This is a genomic window from Pseudomonas berkeleyensis (genome assembly GCF_014109765.1).
Classification (GTDB): domain Bacteria; phylum Pseudomonadota; class Gammaproteobacteria; order Pseudomonadales; family Pseudomonadaceae; genus Aquipseudomonas; species Aquipseudomonas berkeleyensis.
In genome coordinates, this window is the sequence record NZ_CP059139.1 from 4,257,903 (window position 1) to 4,279,533 (window position 21,631).

The following is a 21,631-nucleotide window of genomic DNA, read 5'->3' on the forward strand; positions in this document are numbered from 1 at the left end:
GATGAACATCTTCGGCAACGTAGAGCGCCGTGCACAGCAGGCCTTCCGGCATCTGTGCACGCAGTTCGGACACGCGCCGTCTGCAGAAGACCCTTTGCAGGCACTGGACGAACAAGTCGGTATCGAACGGCGCCTGGACTACTACGTCCGCCGCCAGTTCTTCAGCCGTATCTACAAGCTGGATGTGCGTTACGCACTGAACATGAGCACGGTGCCAGAGGGCCGAGCCAAGTGGGTCAAGGGCCGCCAATGGAAGAGCGACCAGACAGCTCTGGAGGCCTGGTTGAACCAGTCTCCCGAGCTGACCGCTAGCTTGCGTAGCCTGGATACCGAGCAGGTCGAGCTGACCAGTGAACAGGGGCAGGTGAACCTGCGCGTACGCCCACTGCCTGGCTGCTTCGTCTGGACGCTACTACCGCCGATGCACTACTTCGTGCGCATGAAGGAAAACGAAGTGGCTCTGATCTCCGGACTGCCTGCGCTGCTACAAGCCAGGTGTTGACTGCCCCAGAGCGATTTAACGAAGAACATCCGACCGGCATCTGTACTGACAGTGCCGGCCCTGCAACGAGGCCAATAACATGCAAACCAAGCTCTTGATAAACGGCCAACTGGTCGCTGGAGAAGGTGAGGTTCAAACCATCTTCAACCCCTCGCTGGGTAGCGCCCTGATGGAAATTCCAGAGGCCAGCATCACCCAAGTTGATGCTGCCGTACTCGCCGCGGACGCGGCGTTCGAAGACTGGTCGCAAACCACTCCCGGGCAGCGCTCGGCGCTGCTGCTGGCACTGGCCGATGCCATCGATGCCAATGCCGAGCAACTGGCCCGCATGGAGTCGCAGAACTGCGGTAAACCTTATAACGCTGCACTCAACGATGAGCTTCCCGCAGTTGCCGATGTATTCCGCTTCTTCGCTGGTGCGGCGCGTTGCCTGCAAGGGTCGGCCGCCGGCGAGTACCTGCCGGGGCACACCTCGATGATCCGCCGCGATCCGGTTGGCGTGGTCGCCTCCATCGCACCCTGGAACTACCCGCTGATGATGCTCGCCTGGAAGCTCGCCCCAGCGCTGGCAGCCGGCAACACCGTCGTGCTCAAGCCTTCGGAGCAGACGCCCTTGACCGCTCTGCACCTGGGCCAATTGCTGGCAGAGATCTTCCCCGCAGGCGTCGTCAATATCGTATTCGGCCGCGGCTCCAGTGTCGGTGAGCCGCTGACCTGCCACCCCAAGGTGCGCATGGTTTCCCTGACCGGCTCGGTGAATACCGGCAGCCGCATCATCGCCGGCACCGCAGACAGCGTGAAGCGGATGCACATGGAGCTGGGCGGCAAGGCACCGGTCATCATCTTCGACGATGCCGATATAGACGCCGCAGTAGAAGGTATCCGCAGCTTCGGTTTCTACAATGCCGGCCAGGATTGCACCGCGGCCTGCCGTATCTATGCCCACCGCGACATCTACGAGCGCTTCGTCAGCAAACTCGGCGAGGCGGTAAGTACGCTCAAGATTGGTCTGCAGGACGAAGAAGGTGTCGAACTCGGCCCGCTGATCACCGAGCAGCATCTGCAGCGCGTCGAAGGTTTCGTCGAGCGCGCCAAGGCCCAGCCACACATCGAGGTCATCACCGGGGGTAAGCGAGCCGATCGTGCAGGTTACTTCTTCGAGCCCACCGTACTGGCCGGGGCACGCCAGGATGACGAGATCGTCCAGCGAGAAGTGTTCGGCCCGGTGGTATCGGTCACCCGCTTCGATGACGAAGCCCAGGTGCTGTCCTGGGCCAACGACTCCAGCTACGGCCTCGCCTCATCGGTCTGGACGCGTGATGTGGGTCGTGCCCATCGCCTGGCTGCCCGGTTGCAGTACGGCTGCACCTGGGTCAACACCCACTTCATGCTGGTCAGCGAGATGCCTCACGGCGGCGTGAAGCTCTCGGGTTATGGCAAGGACATGTCGATGTATGGCCTGGAGGACTACACCGTCATTCGCCACGTCATGTTCAAGCACTGATCAGCAATTGTCCGGCACGGGGAAACCACCCCGTGCTTGACAGCCTCGCGCTCGACCCCGCAACATCACCGAACGATTTACGCAACGGGCTCTCCATGTACGCCACCTTCGACCAACTGCCGCTGATCCCAGGCTTCACTGCCTGCCAGTGCGCGTACGTCGTCGTTGCCAAGAAATCCAAGAAACAGTCGCTCATTTGACCGGGGCGCTGTCCCGTCAGATGGGCTGACAGGACAAGCGCCAGGTTGTATCTCCCCTCCCGCTCGATTCCCGCCCCCTCCCTGACGGCGACCAGACGGTCAGTCGCAAGGAGTTTTGCATGTCCAATTTTCAGGGTATCTGGGTGGCGCTGGTCACCCCTTTTCGTAACGGTGAGATCGATTTCACCAGCCTCGACCGTCTGCTGGGCAAGCTGCTGGAGGATGGCGTCGCCGGCTTCGTGGTCTGCGGCACCACCGGCGAAGCTGCCGCACTGAGCCAGGTAGAGCAACTGGCGGTGCTGGATGCGGTACTCCAGCGCGTCCCCGCAGAGCGCGTGATCATGGGCCTGGCCGGCAACCAACTGAGCGCCCTGCTCGACCTGCAACGGGAAATCCAGCGGCGCCCGCTGGCCGGCCTGCTGGTGCCGGCGCCTTACTACATCCGTCCATCCCAGGCCGGGCTGGAGCACTTCTTCACCACGCTGGCAGATGCAGCCGAGGTGCCGCTGGTGCTCTACGACATTCCCTACCGCACAGGAATACGCATCGAGCGCGACACGCTGCGCCGCATCGTCAGCCATCCCAATATCCAGGCCATCAAGGACTGCGCGGGGGATGCCGAAACCACCATGACGCTGATCGCCGAAGGCTTGGTGCAGGTGCTGGCCGGCGAGGACACGCAGATCTTCAACACCCTGTGCCTCGGTGGCGCCGGTGCCATCTCGGCGTCGGCACATATCCGCGCCGATCTGTACGTGCGTATGCAGCAGTGTGTGGCAGGCGGTGATCTACAGGGCGCCCGTCAGTTGCACTACCAGTTGCTGCCCTGGATGCAGGCCGCCTTTGCCGAAGCCAACCCATCGGCGATCAAGGCGGCGCTGGCGCTTCAGGGCCTGATCGGCGAGGAACCGAGGGCACCACTGCTGCCCTGCACAGAGGCAACACGCGAAAGACTGCGGGAGGTGCTGGCCAGGCTTAAGTGCTAGCGCGGAGCGATATGCGCCACCATCAGTTGCACGGTCTCGTTACCGCGGAACTCGTTGAGGTCGAGCTTGTACGCCAGCTCGGCCCAGCGCAACGTAGGGTTGGGCCAGACGTCACGGTCGATGTTGAAGGCTATGCCGTCGAGCTGCACGCTGCCGCACTCGGTCTTGAGCACCAGTTTCAGATGGCGCTCACCCACGATACGCTGGCCCACGATCTGGAATACGCCATGGAACAACGGCTCGGGGAAATGCTGTCCCCAGGGGCCGGCATTGCGCAACGCGCGCGCCAGTTCGAGATGGAATTCGGTCACGTCGAGCTGACCGTCGGATAGCAAACGGCCAGTCAGATCGTCCTCGCACAGCTGACGACGCACTTCGGCATCGAAAGCCTGGGCGAAGGCCCCGAAGTTGGCCTGCGGCAGCGACAGGCCGGCCGCCATCGCGTGCCCACCGAACTTGCTGATCAGCCCCGGATGGCGCGCCGCCACGGCGTCCAGCGCATCGCGAATATGCAGCCCCGGCACCGAGCGCGCCGAGCCCTTGAGCATCCCCTCGCCTGCATCGGCGAAAGCGATGGCCGGACGGTGGTAACGCTCCTTCAGACGCGAAGCGAGGATGCCGATCACGCCCTGGTGCCAGTCCGGCTCGAACAGACACAGGCCGAACGGCATGTCCTCAAGGGGCAGATCCTTGAGCTGGGCCAGCGCCTCGCGCTGCATGCCCTGCTCGATGGCCTTGCGATCCTGATTGAGCTGGTCGAGCTGTACCGCCATATCGCGGGCCAGCGCCTCGTCGTCGCAAAGCAGGCATTCGATGCCCAGGCTCATGTCGTCCAGGCGCCCGGCCGCATTCAAGCGCGGGCCGAGGATGAAACCGAGATCAGTGGAAGTGATACGCCGATGGTCGCGACCGGCGACTTCGAGAATCGCGCGCAGGCCCGGTCGCGCACGGCCGGCGCGAATTCGCGCCAGGCCCTGATGCACCAGGATGCGGTTATTGGCGTCCAGCGGCACTACGTCGGCGACGCTACCGAGCGCCACCAGATCGAGCAACTCGCCCAGGTTCGGCTCCTGGCGGTTGGCGAACCAACCGGTCTCACGCAGACGCGCACGCAGCGCCAGCAACACGTAGAACATCACACCAACGCCTGCCAAAGCCTTGCTGGGGAAGGTGCAGTCGGGCTGGTTCGGGTTGACGATGGCATCGGCAGCCGGCAACTCCGGCCCTGGCAGGTGGTGGTCGGTGACCAGCACCGTCAGTCCTGCTGCCTTGGCAGCAGTCACGCCGTCAACGCTGGAAATACCGTTGTCCACAGTCAGCAACAAATCGGGCTGGCGCTCCAGCGCCACGGCAACGATTTCCGGGGTCAGGCCGTAGCCGTACTCGAAGCGGTTCGGCACCAGGTAGTCCACATGCGCTGCACCGAGCAGGCGCAGGCCGAGCACACCGACCGTGCTGGCCGTGGCGCCATCGGCATCGAAGTCGCCGACGATGAGGATACGCTGACGCTGCGCCAGCGCCTCAACCAACAGTTCGACCGCCGCATCGATGCCCTTGAGCTGCTGGTACGGGATCAACCGCGCCAGCCCCTTGTCCAGCTCCTCGGCGGACTGCACGCCACGCGCGGCGTAGAGACGGGTGAGCAGGGGCGGCAGGTTACCCAGGTCGGGCAGTTGTGCAGGTAGGGGACGGGCTTCGATACGCATCTTGAGTCTTTTCGTGTAGGGCGGGTGCAACCCGCCACAGGTGATCCGGCGGGTTGCACCCGCCCTACGGCTTCAACGCTGGCCAGCCAACCATTCCAGCGGAATCTCGTGCTGACCGCGCTCGTCAGTCACGAACAGCTCGCCATCGCTAATCATCACGCTCCAGGACAGCGAACGCGGCATGTCCAGCGCCAGCTCGGCCAGCGCCTCCTGGCCCAGGCCAACCACGTTGATGTTCTTCAGGCTGCGCACCGGGTCGAGGCACTTGGTCTGCCACACGCGCAGGTTGCCGTAGGCCACCAGGCTGAATTTCTCGGTACGTCGCGAACACCAGGTGATGCGCTCGCTGTCCGGCTGACCGACTTCGATCCAGTGCAGCACACGGTCATCCAGGCTCTTCTCCCACAGCGCCGGCTCGTCGACATCCGACAGGCCACGGCCGAAGGCCAGTTGCTCGTGATAGAACAATGCATAAGCGATAAGCCGCGCAGCCAGGCGCTCTTCGGTTTCCGAGGGGTGGCGCGCGACGGTGAAACGCAGGTTTTCGTAAACGCTGCGATCCATGTCGGTGAGGTTCAGTTCGATCTTGTAGGTGGTCGATGGCAGGGCCATGGCGGGCTTCTTGGCTGGTCGAAAGACGGCAAGTCTAACGCGAATCGCCATCTCGATGCCGACGCGCCAATGAACAGGTTGGCAAATGTCCCGATACGCGGTTGTCAGCCTGACCGGTGATCCGTATAAACCGCAACGCCGGAGCATTCATGATGAATGCCCAAGGGAAAGCACTGCCACAAGGAGGTTTCATGGAGGCGCTCATCATTGCGGCGATGGTATTTTTCATCATCGTCAGGCTCCTTAACTCGGTCAGCGGCACGGAAGAAGAACTTCACGTGGATGTCTCAGGCCGCCATGCGCGCATCACGCCCACAGACGCCGCACAAATCAATCGCATCAGCATACTGAGCCTCAGCGCACCGGAGCTGGCCTTGCAGGTCGCCTCCCGCCTGTGGGGAGATGCCTGGCAAATCGCTCATGTTTCGCTCTGCAGCGTACTGCTGAAGCTGGATAGGGAGGAGGACGCGCTAAAACTGCTCTCACATCTCGAAGCGCCCTACGCCCAGAACGCCCTGGTAGAGATGCTGCAGTACCTGCTGGAGAACGGACAGAGGGACAAGGCGCTCGAGATAAAGAATCGCCTGGGTGCAGATCTCTCCAGCCTACCGCTGCTGCATGCCGAACTGCTGCTGGCCGAGGGAAAAGCAGATGGGGCACGTAGCGTATTGGCTGCCCTGACCCAGGATGATCAGCTCGATGCCGACCAACTGATCGCTCTCGCGCGCCTGCAGCAATGCAGCGATATGCCCGATGCCGCGCAGGCGAGCTTTGCCAAGGCTGAAGCTGCATTAAATACCGAAGAACAGCGCTCGCTTATCGAGTGGCGCCCCTTCATGCAGGCGCTGGCCGAATTTCAGCGCTATCCGGAACTGCTTCAACTCGCCGAACGGAGCGAGGAAGACAAGCGCTACATCGCGCAGTTGCTATTGGACAAAGGGCAGTACGAGCACACCTTGACCTTGCTGGGCTCCGTCGACTCCGCCGCCGCTTACCTGCTGGATTACGAAAAGCTGCTCGCTCAATTGCTGCATGACCAGCGCCATGATCTGGCACAACAGCTGTTGCTCAACTCGACCGGAAGCACCCACTCGATCCTGCTGGAGCACTATCTGGACTGGTATGTCCGGCAAGGCGATACCCGGCAAGCGCAAAAACTGCTGGACGATGAAGCATCGCGTCTGGAGCCCGCCACGCTCAACTGGCTCATGCTCAACCTGGCGCAGCGCCATTGCGAAAGCCAGCACTATTGGACGGGAGATCTGCTACGCCAGTCGGATCGCCTGGTGAGCAGTCGCAGAGGACAGCCGGAGTGGCCATTCATGCGCCTGCTCTACCTGCAACACCTGCTAAAAGAGCAAGCCAAGCGCCCCTTGAGCCAGCGCGATAGCTGGACGATCCGCAATCATCTGGAAGAAATCGCCAAACTGCACGCCCAACTCGAATTCGACGACGCACTATCCGAGCGCATTCATCACTGTGAATTACTGCAGACACTCGGCGAGCCGGAGCAGGCTCGGACACTGGCGAAAGAGATCGAACGACAACTGCGCGATGCGCAGTTCCAGGAAGAAGACGATAGAAGTTTCTACTGCGATGAATTCGTCACAGTCCTGATCAAGCTTGGCGAGCTGGACACTGCCAGGAAACTGCTTGAGGAAGGCCTGACCAGCGACTGGCAGGAGGCGCCGTTGCTACAGGCTTATGTCGAAGCAGATCGACTGGAAGAAGCCGTGGAACAGATCAGCTTCAAAACGCTTATCGGGCACGCTGACGCCCCCATAAACGCGCTACATCAACGTATCGTGCGCCTGGCCGAGCAAGACAAACAACGCAGCCAACACCTGCAGCAGCGCTTGTTCGAGCGCCTGAATGACGACACCACCTGGAAATCCTGGGGCATGCTTAGCCAAGGTCAGCGCAACGAAACCGAGGCCTCGACCTAGAGGCGCGCCAGTAGCGCCTCCAGCGCCTGCTCCGGTGCCTCGCGCCATAGGCCGTAACTCAGTGGCAGGGTTTCCAACCCTGCCCGCGCCAGCACCAGGTAGCGCTCCAGTTCTAGAAAGCCCTCGCCCTCCCCCGGAAAGCCGATCAGGTCGATGGCCAGGCACTTGTCGCCGCGCCGGCAAAAGATGTCCAGCACCAACCCGGCCAGCGGGTAGTGATTCCAGGTGGTCACCCCCTGGGCCTGCAACGCCTCGCACAACTGGCTCCGCGCCGCATCGGTGGCGCCAGGTTGCCAGGCAGCACCCGGTATCTCCAGCGACTCCAAATAGCGACGTAGCAGGTGCGTGGCGGGCAACTGGCGTTCGTCGCCACTGAACAGCAGCACCTGGCGTTCGCGAGCGCGAGTGATGGCGACGTTGAACAGGTCGGCGCGATTGAGGTAGGCCGCCGCCTGGCTCGACTCGCGGTCGATGGCGAAGCTGAGGATCATCAGATCGCGCTCTTCGCCCTGGAAGCCATAGGGCGTGTCCACCAGCAGGCGAAATTCGCGCAGCTGTTCCAGTGGCAGCGTTTCACCGACGCGCTTGCGGATCAGTTCGACCTGATCACGAAACGGCGACAGCACGCCGACACTGGGCTTTAGCGGGCTGCCACGGTACTCGGCCAGGTGCGCTTCGAGGAGCGCCAGTACCCGCGCAACCTCCACCTCGTTGGCGCCATTGCGCCCACGCTGGCCATCCAGCCGCTGTAACTGCAGGCTGTCGCAGCCTTGGACGCCGGGACGTTCCTTCATCACCCGCAGGCGGCGGTCGTAGAACATCTCGTTGCTAAAGCGGATCAGCGCCGGGCGGCTGCGGAAGTGTTCGTCGAGAAACACCACAGCCTCCTGGCTGGCCAACTGCTGGCCGACCAGATCGAGCACGCTGTTGTCGCGGTAACTCCAGGCCTCGCGTTCCTCGGCCTGCAGACCGGCACGCTGCAACAACTGCACCTCGCGCACGCGGGAGAGGAAGGAGATATGCCGCAGCTGGCGTATGTCACCGGTGACCACGGCGCGCTTGCAGCGCTGGAAGGCCGGCAGCGCCGAGGCGATATCGCACTGGGTCGCCTCGTCCATCACCATCACGTCGAACAGCTCGGGGCGCAGCGGCAGCAGGCGGTGCAACTCGTCCAGCGTCACCACCCAGATCGGGAATGCTGCCAGCAGGCGGGCCGGGTCGATATCCTCGAACAGGGCCAACTGGCGCTGCGAGTTGCGCGCGCGGATGGCCTGGTTGTAGCGCACGAACAGCGCACGATCGCTGAGCAGCAGGCGCTTGAGGTTCAGCGCTCGATGGCTGTTGAGGTGCTCGCGGCTGAGACGCTGACGGCGCTGCTGACAGTAGCGCAGCTCATCGAGCAGCACCCAGGGGCGCACGCTGCTGCCGATGCGCTTGCGCACCCAGGGTACCTGCAGCCAGCGCCGCCAGAACGCCAGGCTGCCGCGCTCGGCGCGCAGCAGCAGGCGGCTCCAGCGCACTGCCTGTTCGCACCGTTCACGAAAATCCGCCGACAGCCGTTGCTCAGCCTGGGTCAGCACCTGCAACTCGCTGCGCTGACGCTCCTCGGCCTGCTCGGAAACGTTCTCGAACTCGCCCTGCAGCAGGCGCTCCAGGCGCTCACGCAGGGCCTGACGCAAGCTCTGGCCATCGCCTTCGAGCACACCGTCGCGTAGGCCGAAGTCCTCGCGCAGCTTCTGTGCGATCACCCGTACTGCCTGGGCGCTGCGGCTGACCAGCAGCACGCTCTCACCCTGCAAGTAACGATCCAGCGCCAGCGCCGCCAGGCTGTAGCTCTTGCCGGTGCCCGGCGGCCCGGAAATCTGGCTGAGGGGATAGCGCGCGGCATTGTCCAGCGCCCGACACTGGGCCGTGCTGAGTTGCGCCGGCAAACGTTGCGGCGTGCTGGTTGAACCGGCGAGCTGAACCGGCGGTGTCTCACCGAGCAGTTGCAACAGCGCAGGAGATAGATGCGGCGCTTCGTGCAGCAGTTGCAGTTCGTGGGCGATACCACGGCTGCCGCTGCCACGCGGCACCAACGCAACGAAGGCGCCGGGCAGCAGGCTCAGGCTGCGCCGACGCTGGGCCTGGGCCAGTTCGTCAGCGCTGGCCAGCGCCGGAAAGCCGGCCGCAGCGGTCACCTCGCGCGCCAGGGTATGACGTTCGACCCAAGCCAGCAGCTCGCCAAGCCCGGCAATATCCAGTGCCGCCGCCGGTAGCGGCAGGCCGTCGATCTCGCCCCCCTGGCTGTCGTCGAACAGGCGGCGTAGCAGGCGCCAGTTGCCGTGGGCACGCTGCACGTCGATGCCGAGCAGGTGGCCGTTACCATCCTCGGTGGGTTGCAGGCTGGCCTCGTAGTAGAACAGCGGGCCGCAGATGGCCTGCGAGCCGCCCTGCTCCAGCTGCAGGCGGCCGCACACTGGCAGCACGCCATAGACCAGTTGCAGCTCGCGCTGATACAGGGCCTGGGCCTCAGCCAGGGCAAGCCCCAGCTCGGCCGACAGGGGCAGCAGCGGCAGGCTGCCGCTGACCAGCTCTTCACGCCCATCGAGCCAGGCCCAGCGCTGGGCCGGCAGCTTGCCCAGGTTGTCCAGATCCAGGTCGCGGCTGTCGGCCAGGTAGCAACTACGGTAGAAGCCGATCAGCTGGCGGGCGTGTTGGTCGCTCATCAGTTACCTGCGTAACGCGCCCAGAGCTTGTCGAATTCGCGGCGATATTCGGCCACCAGATGCGGGTCATCGGTCACCAGCAGGTTTTCCTCGTTGCTGGTACTGGCGCTGCGCGTCCAGTTGAAACTGCCGTTGAGCAGCAGGCGGCCATCGAACAGGGCGAACTTGTGGTGCATGTGGAACGGGCTGTTGTCGATGCGCAGTGGCACGCCCTGCTCGACCAGGTGCTGGATGTCGCTACCAGCATCGAAACGCTTTTCGCTGTCGCTGATGATGCGCACGGCGATACCGCGACGGTGCACGGCGATCAACTCGTCGCTGAGCTGGTTGTCGGAGATGGTGTAGACGCAGACATCCACCGATTCCCTGGCCTGGCGGCACAGGTCGCGAATGCGCTGGCGGCAGCTCTCGCCAGGACTGAAGTGCGCGCTGCTATGGCCGCGAATCGGCGAGCAACGTACCTCCAGGGTCTTGATCACCTGCTCCAGCCACTTCAGGGCGGACATGGCGTCCTCGGGGTTCTGGATCAACTCACGCACCAGGGCGAAGGCGCGGTTGCGCATGTAGCGCACCTGATCGGGGCTCAGGTCATTGCCCAGCTCGCGCAGCTCGTCGCGTTCCTCGTTACTCAGGCGCAGGTCGGCCAGGCTGTCGCGCAGGTGCTGGTCGAGTCGGTTGAAATCCATGCAAATTCCCTTTCGTCATTGATTGCGGCGGCGACTCAATGCGGCATAGAGCACGCCACTGAAGGCACCGGCCAGATGGTACTCGAAGGAGACGCCAGCGCGTGGCAGCAGGCCGAAGAACCAGCCGCCGTAGAGGAAGAACACCAGCACGGCCAGCAGCAGGTCGAGCAAGCTGCGCTCGAACCAGGCCCGTGCCAGCAGCAGCCCCCAGAAGCCGAACAACCAGCCACTGGCGCCGACGTGCAGGCCGGTACGACCGAACAGCCAGACCAGCGCACCGCTGAGCAGGATGATAAAGGCACTGGATCGGAAGAAGTCACGGCGCGAGCGCAGCAGCACCAGGCTGCCGAGCACCAGCAGGCCACTGAGGTTGCTGAGCAGATGCGCCCAGCTGCCATGCAGCCAGGGCGCGAGAAGAATGCCGGGTAGCGCCTCGATATGCCGGGGCAGCAAGCCCCAGACGTTCAAGGCGCCGCCAAGGGCGCCATTGACCACTTGCACCAGCAGCATCGCGCCGCTGATCACCAACAGCGGGCGAAGCTCGGTCAGCCAGCCTCGCCTCACGGCGCCTCGTCATCCACGATGTCGCTACGCTGCTCCTGTCCAAGCAGCGTTCCCAGGTCACGCAGTTGGGTGGAGATTTCCAACATGCGGTTGTGGGTGCGCAGGTCGATATCGATCTTCTTGTCCATCGCCTTGATCAGCGGCAGGAAGCTGTTCTGCAGGCTGTCGGCCAGGTTCTCCAGCAACTTCTGCGTGCCCGGCTGCGGCGGCGCGACCACCTCCACCTGCGGGCGCAGCTTGCCCAGATTGTCCAGACCAGCCAGCAGTTGCTCCCAGGGAATGCTCGGCGTCTCGCTGGCCGGCTTGCCGGCGCCCAGACCGCGTACACCTTCGACCAGGTCGACCAGTTGCGCCACCACGCGGCCACCAACATCGCTGTCGCTGCCGCCCATGGCCTTGTTGCGCATGAAGTCGCGCTTGATCTGCGCCCAGCGCTCGACCTGCTCCGGAGTCTGATTGCCGCGCAGCTCGGCGAGCTTGAGCAGGTTCTCCTCGGCGCCGGTAGTGAGCAACTGCGACTCGCCCTGGTAGTGGTCGGCAATCAGTTGCAGCAGTTCGGCGTCGTTCATCACCGAACTGATCTTCTCGGCCATCTTGTTCATGTTGCGGTAGCTGCCCTGCAGCTTGAACGGCGGCTCGGTACGGTATGTATCCGCCTGCGCGGCGCTGACGATGTACTGCTGGTTGACCCGACCGACCACGTCGCGCACCTGCATCAGGCGCTGCAGAGTCGAGGTGATCTCGTTGATCTCGGCGGCGCTGTAGGTGTGCGACAGCTCATTGGCGGAGAACGGCTTGCCCTCAGCCTTGGCGACGAAGCGGTAAACATCCGCCATATCGCGGGTGGCCAGCGGCGCCAGCACCGGGTTGGAGGTCAGACTGTTCTCGATGTAGGACAGCGCGAAGGCTTCCTGCATGCCGCCCAGGGTGTCGCCGAGGTTGTAGATGTCGGCGCGGTTGGCGAGCATGTCGGGGATCTTGAACACGTCTCCGGACTCGGTGTACGGGTTGCCACTCATCACCACGCAGAACTTCTTGCCGCGCATGTCGTAGGTCTTGGTGCGGCCCTTCCACACGCCCTCGATGCGCCGTGTGCCGTCGCACAGCGAGATGAATTTCTGCAGGAACTCGGGATGGGTGTGCTGGATGTCGTCGACATAGAGCATCACGTTGTTGCCCATCTCCAGCGCCAGATTGAGCTTTTCCAGCTCCTGGCGCGAAGTGGCGTCCGGCGCCTGCGCCGGGTCAATGGAACGCACCTCGTGGCCCAATGCCGGGCCGTTGATCTTCATGAAGATCAAGCCCAGGCGGTGCGCCACGTACTCCATCAGTGTGGTCTTGCCGTAGCCGGGCGGCGAGATGAGCATCAACAGCCCCATCAGGTCGGTGCGCTTGTTCTCGCCGGCGGTGCCCATCTGCTTGGCTAGGTTGTCGCCGATAAAGCCCAGGTACACGTCGTTGATCAGCTTGTTACGCACGAACGACGACAGCGGTCGCGGCTTGAACTCGCTCAGGCGCAGGGCCTGGCGCTCGCGGTTGATCACGTCCTGGCGCAGCGCCTGGTAGCGCTGCAACTGCGGCACGAAGTGACCGCGGTGCTGTTCGAGGCGGGCGAAGTAGTCATCGATGGCCAATACCAGCGCGCCGTCCTGCACACGCGGATGGTCGCCGAGCAATCCGCTGACGGCAAAGCGCAGATCGACCTCGGTGAAGCGCCGCGCAAATTCATCGTCCAGCAGGCTGATGGCCACGGCTTCGGGAATGTACTCGACCAGCTCAGCCAACGCCTCGTCCTGCGCACAGAGGCCATCGAACCAAGTCTGCGCCAGCGACCAACGCTGCACTGGGCGCCCGCGCAGGTTGTCCAGCGCCTCACGGTAGTCGTCCCAAATATGGCTGGTTTGCATGCGCTGCTGCAGGCTGTCGAGCAGTTGCCGCGCGTACTTGCTGAAGGTGAACTCGATGGGCTTGGCTGCCAGTTCTTCGACCAGATAGGCCGCAGCTGCCTGGCGCTGCGAGGCATCGATCGGTAGCGGGTTCTGCGCGAGGAAACGCTGCATCGCCGCATCGATCTCTTCCCGCAGGCGCAGCACACCATTCTCGCTGCCGAACATCTGCCGCAGGTGCAGGCTGCTGCGCGCTCGCTCGGGCCACAGCTCGGCCTCGATATCCTGTCCCCAGCGGTTCCAGAACAGCGCGGCGAAGCCACGGGAGGCCGGTGCATAACGCAGCAGCCCGGCGCTTTCGCGCAGCGGCAGCAACTGGATCAGGATCAGCGCAGCATCATGGTCGTGGATGCCTTTCTCGTAGGCATCCTTGTAACGCGGCGCGGCAAAATCACGAATCAGCCGGGTCAGGTCATCCGGCTGCGCCAGGTGGGTCTTGAGCAAGTCCAGGGTCAGGCCTTCACGCCCGCCGAGTGCGGCGTCCAGCACCAGCCCGGCGAGGTATTCGGCGCGGTACAGCGATGGCGATTCGGACTCCAGCGAGACCTGCCAATAGTCGCGCAGGCCCTCCAGGGTTTCGTCGCGCAGCGGTTCGAGAAAATCGGTGCCGGTCAGGTGCAGATACAGCGCATCGCCACGCGGCATCAGAGTCAGATCGAGTTCCTGGGTGTTGACGCTGAAGCGGTGGCGCGGGCCGAGCTTGATGACGTTGCCGCCCTCTTCGAACAGCTCGCTCTTGTCGCGCAAAGCGCGTACGGCCTGGTCGCGGGCGGCCTTCAGGCGTGCCTCGACGTCATCGGCCTTGACGCTGTCCTTGAGCTCGCGCAGGCGCTCGGCCATTTCGCGCAACTTGAGGATCAACGGATCCGCGGCGAAGAAGGCGTTGAGCTCCTCCATCTGGGTCAGGCGTGCGGTACGCCGGCCGAGGCTGTCGAGGATACGCTGGGCGGCGTCGAGCACACCCTGGGCACGGCGCTGACGCTCGTCGAGCAGGCTCTGCTTGTGCGCCTCGAAGGTTTCCAGCAACTCTTCACGCTTGCCGAGGATGTCGCTGAGGAACTGTTCCTGATCGCCGAACTGGCTTTCCAGCTCTTCCAGCTGCACCAGCAGGCGCGACAGCTGCTCGTCGCACTTCTCCGGATCCTGCGCCAGTGCCAGGGCGTTGGTGATGCCCTGGCCGAACAGTTTGAACTGGGCGCCGAACTGCGCCACGGTCTCGGCCGAACCCAGGCCCTTGCGCCGTTGCTCGGCGCGCGCCTTGGCCTGGTTGAGACGGGCGTAGACCTCGGAAATCGACTCGACGATACGCGTGCGCTGGGTGGCATCGTCGATCTTCAGCGAGGCCATCAGGCTCGACAGCATGTCGAGGTTGCCGGCCATCTCCTGCATCTCGACCAGCGGCTCGTTGAGCTGGGTGACGGTCTCGGCCTTCTGCGCCAGAGTGTCCAGCTCGCCGAGGCGCTGCACATAGGGTTGCAGCGCCGCATCGCTGGCGAGGAAAGCCGAGGTGGCAGTGGCCACGCGCTCCTGCGCGTCGAGCAGTTCGGTTTCCATGGCGTCGATGCGCGCCACGTCGATATAGCGGTAGTCGCGGATGGTCAGCAGTTGGCCGCGCTGCGCGGTGATGGCGTTGAGCGCCTCGACGAAGTGCTGCACCTCGTCCCAGCTGTCGACCAGCAGACCCGAGAGCAGGCTCTTCTGCCGCGACTCGGCCTCGGCCATGGCCCGGCTGGACTGCTGCCGAATGCTCTCGACCTTCTCGAACTCGTCGAGCACCAGCTCGGAAGTGGCGGCCACTTCGCGCAGCAGCGGCGCCAGCTCAGCGCACTGGGCGTCGCCCAGCCAGTGGTAGATGTCGAACAGGCGGCGGGTGTTCTGGCACAGCTGGGTGTAGCGCGCCACCGATACTTCGCGGCTGTCGATCTCGCGGCTGAGGTTGAGCAGGTCGGATACGCCACGTACCAGCTCGGCGTTGCCGATGCGCCCGAAGAAGCCACTGCGCGCCGGCTGGCGGGCAGCGTAGTCCTCGCTCTCGAACGGCGTCTGCCAGATCTGCATCGGGTGGATACGGGTCGGCTCGCTGCCCTCGGCGGAGAAGATCACCATGCGCCCGTCTTCCAGGCGCGCGTAGCCATGGCCGAAGATCGGGTTGTGCAACTGGCGGTTGATCATGTTGTAGGTGAACAGCGCCGCGCGGCCTTCTTCCGGGTGGTAGAAGATGTACTGCACGTCTTCGCCGTTGGGCGAGCGCACCGAGCGCTTGAAACGCATGCCGACCATCGACTGCTCGAAGGTCTTGTGCTCGCCGTTCTGCAGGTAGTAGCCGCCCGGGAAGATGATGCCGTGGTCTTCCGGCAGCTGCACGCAGGCCAGGCCGATGGCGTCGATACGCTCGACCTGGCGGGTCAGGCTGTTGAATACCAGGTAGCGCCACTGCTCCTCACGGTACGGCAGCACCTTGAGCAGGATCAGGCTGCCCAGACGGGCATATTCGATCTGTGCGTCGTCCAGCGACTGGGTCTTGTCCACCACCGCCTCGCGGTAGATGCCCTGGCCGTCCTGGGTGTTGTTCTCGACCTTGATGGTCAGGTCGCCGCCGACGGTCTCGACGAACACGGTGTCGAGGATGTTCATGTGCGGATGGCGGCCCATGACCACCATCTCGCGGGTGGTCTTCTGCCACTCGAAGTCGAACGGCGCCGGCAGCGCGATATCGCGCTCGCCGCGGTTGTCGATGTAGCGGACGTCCTTGCCGTCGGTGGAGATCGACCAGCGGAACACGCGGATATCGGTGATTCGCTCGCCGATCTGGAAACTCGCCAGCAGCTTGCCGTCACGAATGGCCAACTGCAGCAAACGGGTGTTCTTGTAGTAGGTGTACAGCTCGTTGAAGTCGGCGACGAAGCTGGCCTGGGCCAGGAAGCTGCCCTCCAGCGGCACCGACTCGGCCTCGTAGCCTTCGGCGTTCTCCACCAGACGGTAGAGGGAGAACACGTCGGCGACGTGGGTTTCCTTCTTCAGGCCAATGAACACGTTGTAGCCGAACAGCAGGCACTCGCCGACCTGGACGATATCGCGGGCGATGCAGTTGTTCTCGGTGCGGATACGCACCCGGCCGATGGCCTCCATGTGACTACTGCCGAACTCGGCCAGGCGCTGGCCATTGAGCGCCTCGGTCAGGCCGCGCAGGCGCTGGCCCTGCTCCTGCAAGCGCCGGTGCAGCACCTCGTAGGCACCACCTTCGGCGACGGCCTTGTCCAATACGTCCTGTGTTTGTTCGTCCGACATCGTGTTCTTCCTGAAATCTTCGCCTGCGGGCCAGCGAGGCCCGATGGGAGCGGGTTCTTGATCGGTTGTGGCGGGTCAGGTGGGCAAGGCTGGCGCCAGGGCCAACCTACGCACCGATCTTCTTCTCGATCTTGGCGATCTTGTCACGCAGCGGCTGGTCGATTTCCTCGGGCCGCACCTGGGCGATGATCTTCTTCAGCACCCGTACTTCGTTATCGTCGATCACCCCATCACGCTCGGCGATCTCCAGCAGCGCTTTCAGCTCCTGGGCATCGAGACGCCCGTCATTGCTGAAGCACTGAATCGAGCGGAAGGTCATCTCCAGATAGTCTCTTGATTCAGACATGCATGAGCTCTCCTGAGTGAGCGAATGGTCTGCAGCAGCCGGCTTGCCGGCGATTCTGATAGTCAGACCACTCGAGCGGCTCGCTGTGGTGGGCTGAAGCCCACCCTACGAACGGTTTACCGTCACTCCCGTGAAAGCGGGAGTGACGGCTATTTCACGCTCTATGCCTGCTCAACGTCCGGCTGCGCCGGCTTGGCCTCCGGCACACGCCCCTGCAACAGACGCGACAGCACGTCCTGCACCACCGGGCTCTTGCCGACCACGCCCTCGATGGCCTTGCCCACCGACAGCGACTTGGCGAAGGAGTTGAAGAAGTCGCCCTCGCCGCCGACGATCTCGATCTTCGCCTTGGCCAGCGCGGTAGCCAACACCTCGGCCTGATCCTTGGCGATTTCCTTGTTCGCGGCGATGGCGGCCATGGCCTCCTCGAAGCTCTTCTCCAACTGCATGCGGAACTCTTCGTGCTGACGAGCATTGTCGCTGAGCGCGTCGAGAGCACCGAACTTCTTGCCCAGACCTTCTGCCTCGGCGTTCAGACGCTCCAGCAGCACCTGGGCTTCGGCCATACCCAGATCCTGGGTGGCCTTGGCCTTGGCAGTACCGAGCTGCTCTTCGCCGCGAGCCTGGGCGCCGAGTTTTTCTTCCAACACCTTGGCGTCGGCCAGACCATCCTTTTCCTTGGCGGCAGCCTGCGCTTCGATCACGCGGGCCTGGGCCAGACCTTTCTCCTGCTCGCCCTTGGCTTCGGCGATCAGACGCTCGGCCTGCACGCGAGCCTCGGCCAGACCTTCCTTCTCTTTCGCCGCGGCGGTGACTTCACGCACCCGCGCATCGGCCAGGCCCGGCGCGGCGCGCTCGGCTTCGATACCTTCGGCCAGTTTCTTCTTGGCCTCGGCACTCTTGGCTGCGGCTTCCAGCTCGGCCTGGGCCAGGTTGTTGATTTCCACTGCCTTGTGCTTGGAACGGGTTTCGTCGGCTTCGGCCTGCTTGACCTGGCGCACCAGCTCCTGCTCGGCTTCGGCCTGGGCGTTGAGCACGGTGACCTGCTTCAAACGCTCGGCCTCGGACACTTCACGCACTTCCTTGATGCGCTCTTCTTCCTGCGCCACGGTCTTCTCGACCGCAACACGCTCGCGCACCACGGCGGCGATGTTCTTGCGCTCTTCTTCAAGCGCCTTTTCCTTCTCGATGCGCTGCAGTTCGACCTCGCGCTCGCGGGAGACCACTTCCAGATCCTTGGCGCGGGTGACTTTCTCCACTTCGATGACCACGGCACGCTGGCGGTTCTGCTGGGCCACCTCCACTTCGCGCTGGTGGTTCTCAGCACGGATATCCAGTTCCTGCTGGGTCTGGATGCGTGCCTGCTCGGCCTTGAGGCGCTCTTCCTCACGCACCTTGAGGGTTTCCGCTTCCTCACGGGCACGGATGGTCTCGATCTCACGCTTCTGGCGCGCCTCGGCATCAGCCTGCTGACGCTCAAGCGACAGGGTCGCCTCGCGGGTTTCGACGTTCTTCTTCTTGATCGCCAGCTCTTCGTTGCGCTCCAGTTCGTTGGTGATGACGTTCTGTGCGGCGGTCAGCTCGGTGATCTTGCGGATACCCTCGGCGTCGAGGATGTTGCTCGGATCCAGGGAAGCCTTGGAGGTCTGCTCCAGGTAATCGATGGCCACGTCTTCGAGCACGTAACCATTGAGGTCGTTGCCGATCACTTCGACGATGCGATCACGGAAGTCCTGGCGATTCTCGAACAGCTCGACGAAGTCGAACTGCTTACCGACGGTCTTCAGCGCTTCGGAGAACTTGGCGTTGAACAGCTCGTTGACCGCGCCGCGGTCGGAGGCTCGCTCGACGCCGATGGCCTTGGCCACCTTGAGCACGTCTTCCTGGGTTTCGTTGACGCGCAGGTAGAAGGCCACGGTGATGTCGGCGCGCATGTTGTCGCGGCAGATCAGACCGTCCTTGGCGCGGCGGTCGACCTCCAGGGTGATCAGGGAGATCTTCATGAACTCCTTGAGGTGGATCACCGGGTACACCAGCGAGCCGGTGAAGTGCACCTTGGGCGTCGAACTCATGTCGTTGACGATCAGCGCGGTGCCTTGCGGAACCTTGATGTAGAAGGCCTTGAACAGGGCGATCAAGGCAATCACGAAGAGGACGACCAGCCCTGCCCCGACGATGAAGGGAATCAGGTTTTCCATTACAGCTTTACTCCTTTGCTAATTGTGCAGGCAGGTTCGGCAATGCCTAGCGTGCCAGCCCTCTGTTACGTACGGATTGTCGGCTAGACGCCTCGAAACTCTTCTTCGGTGATGACCCGGTAGGCATGCTCGGCGGCCAGGTATTCCAGCAGCACCACGCGGTCGCCACGCTTGAAGCCCGATGCCTCATCGGCGCGAACCCGCAGGATCAGACCAGCGCCGCCATCCTCCAGCACCGCTTCGCCATGGCTGGCCGTGACGCGACCACTGCGAACGACGGCCACCTGACCCAGCACCGACTTGCTGCTGATCGCTTCGACCTTGTGAAACAGCGGGCGCAGCGGTCGGCAGATTACCGCACACAGTGGCGCAGCCAGGACGAAGGCGCCGGCGATGACCAGCAACCCAAGCGGATAGCGCAAGATTCCCAGCGGCAGGTGACGCAGCAACCAAAGCTCGATGAAGTAGCAGACGAACCAGGCGAAGAAGAACAGCAACGTCAGCACCAGTGTGACCGGCACGCCGTCGAGCTTGAACTTGTAGAGCAGGCCAGCGAGCCCTTCGGTCTGGCCGCTGCCTTCCATCATCGAGTCGGCCTCGACGTCGAGCAGGTCGACTTCGAGCAAGCCGGCCGCAACGACCAACCAGTAGATGACCGCCACGCACAGCAGGAAGCTGTAGATGGCAGTGGGAAATGACAGCGAAGTCTGCAGGAAGAGTTCCATTTTTTCCTTTCCCGAATCAGGGAAACGGGGCGCGAACGCCCCGTGTTATTCACAGCGAGGTCAGGACTTGGACTTGTCCTTCAGGCGTGCCAGCACACTGTCCGCACTGGCGTTGTCGGCCTTGATGCCAGCAGCACGCAGCTTGGCTTCCAGCGAATCATCCGGCGCGCTGGTGGCAGCCAGTTCGGCCGAAGCCTCCATCTTCGCCGCGCGCTCGGCCTGCTTCTGCTTGATGCGCTCGAGCGACTCGACCGCCGTCTGCAACTTGGCCTGCGAACCACCATAGCGCTGTGCTACGGCCATCTGCGCCTTCTGCACGCTTTCGGTGGCCTTGACCGTATCCACCTGCTGCTTGAGGCGCTTGATGTTGCCCTCGGCCTGGGTCACGGCCTTGCGCAGTTGCGCCACGCTGGCGGCGAAACCCTCGGCCTGTTCACGCTCGCTGGCCTGCTCGACTTCCAGGTTGGCGATCTTCTCGGCGACTTCCTTGGCCAAGGTTTCGTTGCCCGCATCCAGCGCCTTGAGCGCGTACTGTTCGTACTCGGCGATGCTCGCCGCGCTCTTGTTGGCCTTGTCGCTGGCCAGCTTCTGCTTGGCCATGATCTCGGCCAGGGCTTCCTTAGACTTGCGCAGCTCGACATCGGCGTCGCGGATTTCCTGATCGAGGATACGCAGGGCCTGGCTATCGACCACTGCCTCACCCACTTCGTTGGCACCGCCACGCAGCGCCGTCAGCAATTTGCTCCAGACATTCATCGTCTTATCTCCTCTCAGGCGCTGGTCTTGAGGAAGCCTTCATAGGCTTCGGTGGCCTTGATCACGTTGTCCGCCAGCAGTTCGATCTCGAACACCACGTCGGACAGTGTCGACGACGAGCTAAGCGCGCCGAACATGATGTAGCTATCGCTACCGTCGGCCGAGCGTTCCAGGCCGATGGACGACAGCGGAAACAGCTTGTGGGTACGCAGCACTTCTTCGTTGAACGCGGCGATATCCGTGACATCGGCAGCCGGCCAGAGCAGCGCCTCGACGACGATCTGCTCACCGAATACGGCGATGAACAACGGCAGCTCGCCGTACTCGCGCATGGTGACATGCAAACTGGCATCGGCACCCTGAAGCAATTCGATGCCGGCCTGCCCGCTTTGGAACAGTTCCGTTGCCGCCAACGCTTCACTCAGCGCCTGGGCGGTCCAAACCTGCGGCATGCTCATACCTTCCTCCTTTTCCATCGAAGCCAGCGACAACTGAGGCTGGCGCAGTTTGCGCTCGAACGCGAGCAACAGCGGCGCGTGCTCGGGCAAGATCCAGACTTCCTTCTTCACCAACCCCTGCTCCCGCAGGCGCTGACGATAAAGACGCTGGTAATGGGCTGATGATTTATTGTCCATGAAGAGCAGCCTAGATCCTCACATGTAATAACGCAACACATCACATGTGATGAATTTCATACCATTCGTCGAAATATCGGACAGTACTCATCCACGACCACGAAGCGGCCGGCGAGACAGAGGGGCTTTGAAGGAAAGGACAAGAAGGGAAAGCCATCCATGCGATCTGACCAAGCGCATCCATTCGCCTGGGCGAATTAAACCGCAGCACGCCTGCCGTTGCACGCCGAAAAGCGCCAACCCCTTCGCACTTGGGTCGTTTGCCACTACACGAGCAAACGTGGCCAGGCCTCCATCAATGCAATAGGCTTGCTGCCGTCCAC

Annotated in this window: 16 protein-coding genes; 5 read left to right on the top strand and 11 right to left on the bottom strand. The window is 63.2% G+C overall.

Going from position 1 to position 21,631, the window contains the following annotated elements:
• The first annotated feature begins 1 nt into the window (after position 1).
• From HS968_RS19720 to dapA, 4 genes are all read left to right on the top strand, one after another.
• On the top strand, positions 2-502 hold the full coding sequence (locus HS968_RS19720) for a DUF3156 family protein (RefSeq protein ID WP_182368326.1): 501 nt from the start codon (positions 2-4) through the stop codon (positions 500-502).
• A 79-nt stretch (positions 503-581) separates the two neighbouring features.
• Positions 582-2,006, top strand: coding sequence for a gamma-aminobutyraldehyde dehydrogenase (locus HS968_RS19725; RefSeq protein WP_182368328.1), 1,425 nt, complete (start codon positions 582-584; stop codon positions 2,004-2,006).
• A gap of 32 nt (positions 2,007-2,038) precedes the next feature.
• On the top strand, positions 2,039-2,206 hold the full coding sequence (locus HS968_RS19730; RefSeq protein ID WP_182371696.1) for a hypothetical protein: 168 nt from the start codon (positions 2,039-2,041) through the stop codon (positions 2,204-2,206).
• A 119-nt stretch (positions 2,207-2,325) separates the two neighbouring features.
• Complete coding sequence (gene dapA / locus HS968_RS19735; protein WP_182368330.1) at positions 2,326-3,192, top strand: 4-hydroxy-tetrahydrodipicolinate synthase; 867 nt, start codon at positions 2,326-2,328, stop codon at positions 3,190-3,192.
• Here the strand turns inward: dapA and recJ are convergent.
• Together recJ and HS968_RS19745 are read right to left on the bottom strand one after the other, a co-directional pair.
• The gene (gene recJ, locus HS968_RS19740; RefSeq protein ID WP_182368332.1) at positions 3,189-4,898 is read right to left on the bottom strand and encodes a single-stranded-DNA-specific exonuclease RecJ; all 1,710 of its coding nucleotides are present in this window, start codon (positions 4,896-4,898) and stop codon (positions 3,189-3,191) included. The two genes, dapA and recJ, sit on opposite strands and share 4 nt — an antisense overlap.
• 72 nt (positions 4,899-4,970) lie before the next feature.
• Complete coding sequence (locus HS968_RS19745) at positions 4,971-5,510, bottom strand: YaeQ family protein (RefSeq protein WP_182368334.1); 540 nt, start codon at positions 5,508-5,510, stop codon at positions 4,971-4,973.
• A gap of 191 nt (positions 5,511-5,701) precedes the next feature.
• On the opposite strand from HS968_RS19745, the gene HS968_RS19750 reads away from it, so the two are divergent.
• On the top strand, positions 5,702-7,456 hold the full coding sequence (locus HS968_RS19750) for a hypothetical protein (RefSeq protein ID WP_182368336.1): 1,755 nt from the start codon (positions 5,702-5,704) through the stop codon (positions 7,454-7,456).
• Here the strand turns inward: HS968_RS19750 and HS968_RS19755 are convergent.
• From HS968_RS19755 to bacA, 9 genes are all read right to left on the bottom strand, one after another.
• Positions 7,453-10,164, bottom strand: coding sequence for a DEAD/DEAH box helicase (locus HS968_RS19755; protein ID WP_182368338.1), 2,712 nt, complete (start codon positions 10,162-10,164; stop codon positions 7,453-7,455). The genes HS968_RS19750 and HS968_RS19755 overlap by 4 nt on opposite strands.
• Positions 10,164-10,850, bottom strand: coding sequence for a phospholipase D-like domain-containing protein (locus HS968_RS19760; protein ID WP_182368340.1), 687 nt, complete (start codon positions 10,848-10,850; stop codon positions 10,164-10,166). The genes HS968_RS19755 and HS968_RS19760 overlap by 1 nt, the downstream gene beginning before the upstream one ends.
• 15 nt (positions 10,851-10,865) lie before the next feature.
• Positions 10,866-11,414, bottom strand: coding sequence for a rhomboid family intramembrane serine protease (locus HS968_RS19765; RefSeq protein ID WP_182368342.1), 549 nt, complete (start codon positions 11,412-11,414; stop codon positions 10,866-10,868).
• Positions 11,411-16,648, bottom strand: a complete 5,238-nt coding sequence (locus HS968_RS19770; RefSeq protein ID WP_182368344.1) for a DNA repair ATPase — start codon at positions 16,646-16,648, stop codon at positions 11,411-11,413. Before HS968_RS19770 ends, HS968_RS19765 begins: the two co-directional genes overlap by 4 nt.
• 106 nt (positions 16,649-16,754) lie before the next feature.
• Positions 16,755-16,994, bottom strand: coding sequence for a hypothetical protein (locus HS968_RS19775; RefSeq protein ID WP_119693292.1), 240 nt, complete (start codon positions 16,992-16,994; stop codon positions 16,755-16,757).
• Between the two features lie 161 nt (positions 16,995-17,155).
• Entirely contained in the window at positions 17,156-19,192 is a 2,037-nt protein-coding gene (locus HS968_RS19780) for a flotillin family protein (protein ID WP_179622366.1), read from the bottom strand.
• A gap of 83 nt (positions 19,193-19,275) precedes the next feature.
• Positions 19,276-19,917: an OB-fold-containig protein gene (locus tag HS968_RS19785; RefSeq protein ID WP_182368346.1), complete on the bottom strand. Its 642-nt coding sequence runs from the start codon at positions 19,915-19,917 to the stop codon at positions 19,276-19,278.
• A 60-nt stretch (positions 19,918-19,977) separates the two neighbouring features.
• Entirely contained in the window at positions 19,978-20,673 is a 696-nt protein-coding gene (locus tag HS968_RS19790; protein ID WP_182368347.1) for a PspA/IM30 family protein, read from the bottom strand.
• Between the two features lie 14 nt (positions 20,674-20,687).
• On the bottom strand, positions 20,688-21,308 hold the full coding sequence (bacA, locus tag HS968_RS19795) for a biofilm formation regulator BacA (RefSeq protein ID WP_119693294.1): 621 nt from the start codon (positions 21,306-21,308) through the stop codon (positions 20,688-20,690).
• Between the last annotated feature and the right edge of the window lie 323 nt (positions 21,309-21,631).

Coding starts and splice junctions, on each gene's coding strand:
- HS968_RS19775 (WP_119693292.1), bottom strand. CDS start 16,994: ATGTCTGAATCAAGAGACTATCTGGAGATGACCTTCCGCTCGATTCAG.
- HS968_RS19790 (WP_182368347.1), bottom strand. CDS start 20,673: ATGAATGTCTGGAGCAAATTGCTGACGGCGCTGCGTGGCGGTGCCAAC.
- HS968_RS19780 (WP_179622366.1), bottom strand. CDS start 19,192: ATGGAAAACCTGATTCCCTTCATCGTCGGGGCAGGGCTGGTCGTCCTC.
- HS968_RS19750 (WP_182368336.1), top strand. CDS start 5,702: ATGGAGGCGCTCATCATTGCGGCGATGGTATTTTTCATCATCGTCAGG.
- bacA (WP_119693294.1), bottom strand. CDS start 21,308: ATGGACAATAAATCATCAGCCCATTACCAGCGTCTTTATCGTCAGCGC.
- recJ (WP_182368332.1), bottom strand. CDS start 4,898: ATGCGTATCGAAGCCCGTCCCCTACCTGCACAACTGCCCGACCTGGGT.
- dapA (WP_182368330.1), top strand. CDS start 2,326: ATGTCCAATTTTCAGGGTATCTGGGTGGCGCTGGTCACCCCTTTTCGT.
- HS968_RS19755 (WP_182368338.1), bottom strand. CDS start 10,164: ATGAGCGACCAACACGCCCGCCAGCTGATCGGCTTCTACCGTAGTTGC.
- HS968_RS19770 (WP_182368344.1), bottom strand. CDS start 16,648: ATGTCGGACGAACAAACACAGGACGTATTGGACAAGGCCGTCGCCGAA.
- HS968_RS19745 (WP_182368334.1), bottom strand. CDS start 5,510: ATGGCCCTGCCATCGACCACCTACAAGATCGAACTGAACCTCACCGAC.
- HS968_RS19785 (WP_182368346.1), bottom strand. CDS start 19,917: ATGGAACTCTTCCTGCAGACTTCGCTGTCATTTCCCACTGCCATCTAC.
- HS968_RS19760 (WP_182368340.1), bottom strand. CDS start 10,850: ATGGATTTCAACCGACTCGACCAGCACCTGCGCGACAGCCTGGCCGAC.
- HS968_RS19720 (WP_182368326.1), top strand. CDS start 2: ATGAACATCTTCGGCAACGTAGAGCGCCGTGCACAGCAGGCCTTCCGG.
- HS968_RS19725 (WP_182368328.1), top strand. CDS start 582: ATGCAAACCAAGCTCTTGATAAACGGCCAACTGGTCGCTGGAGAAGGT.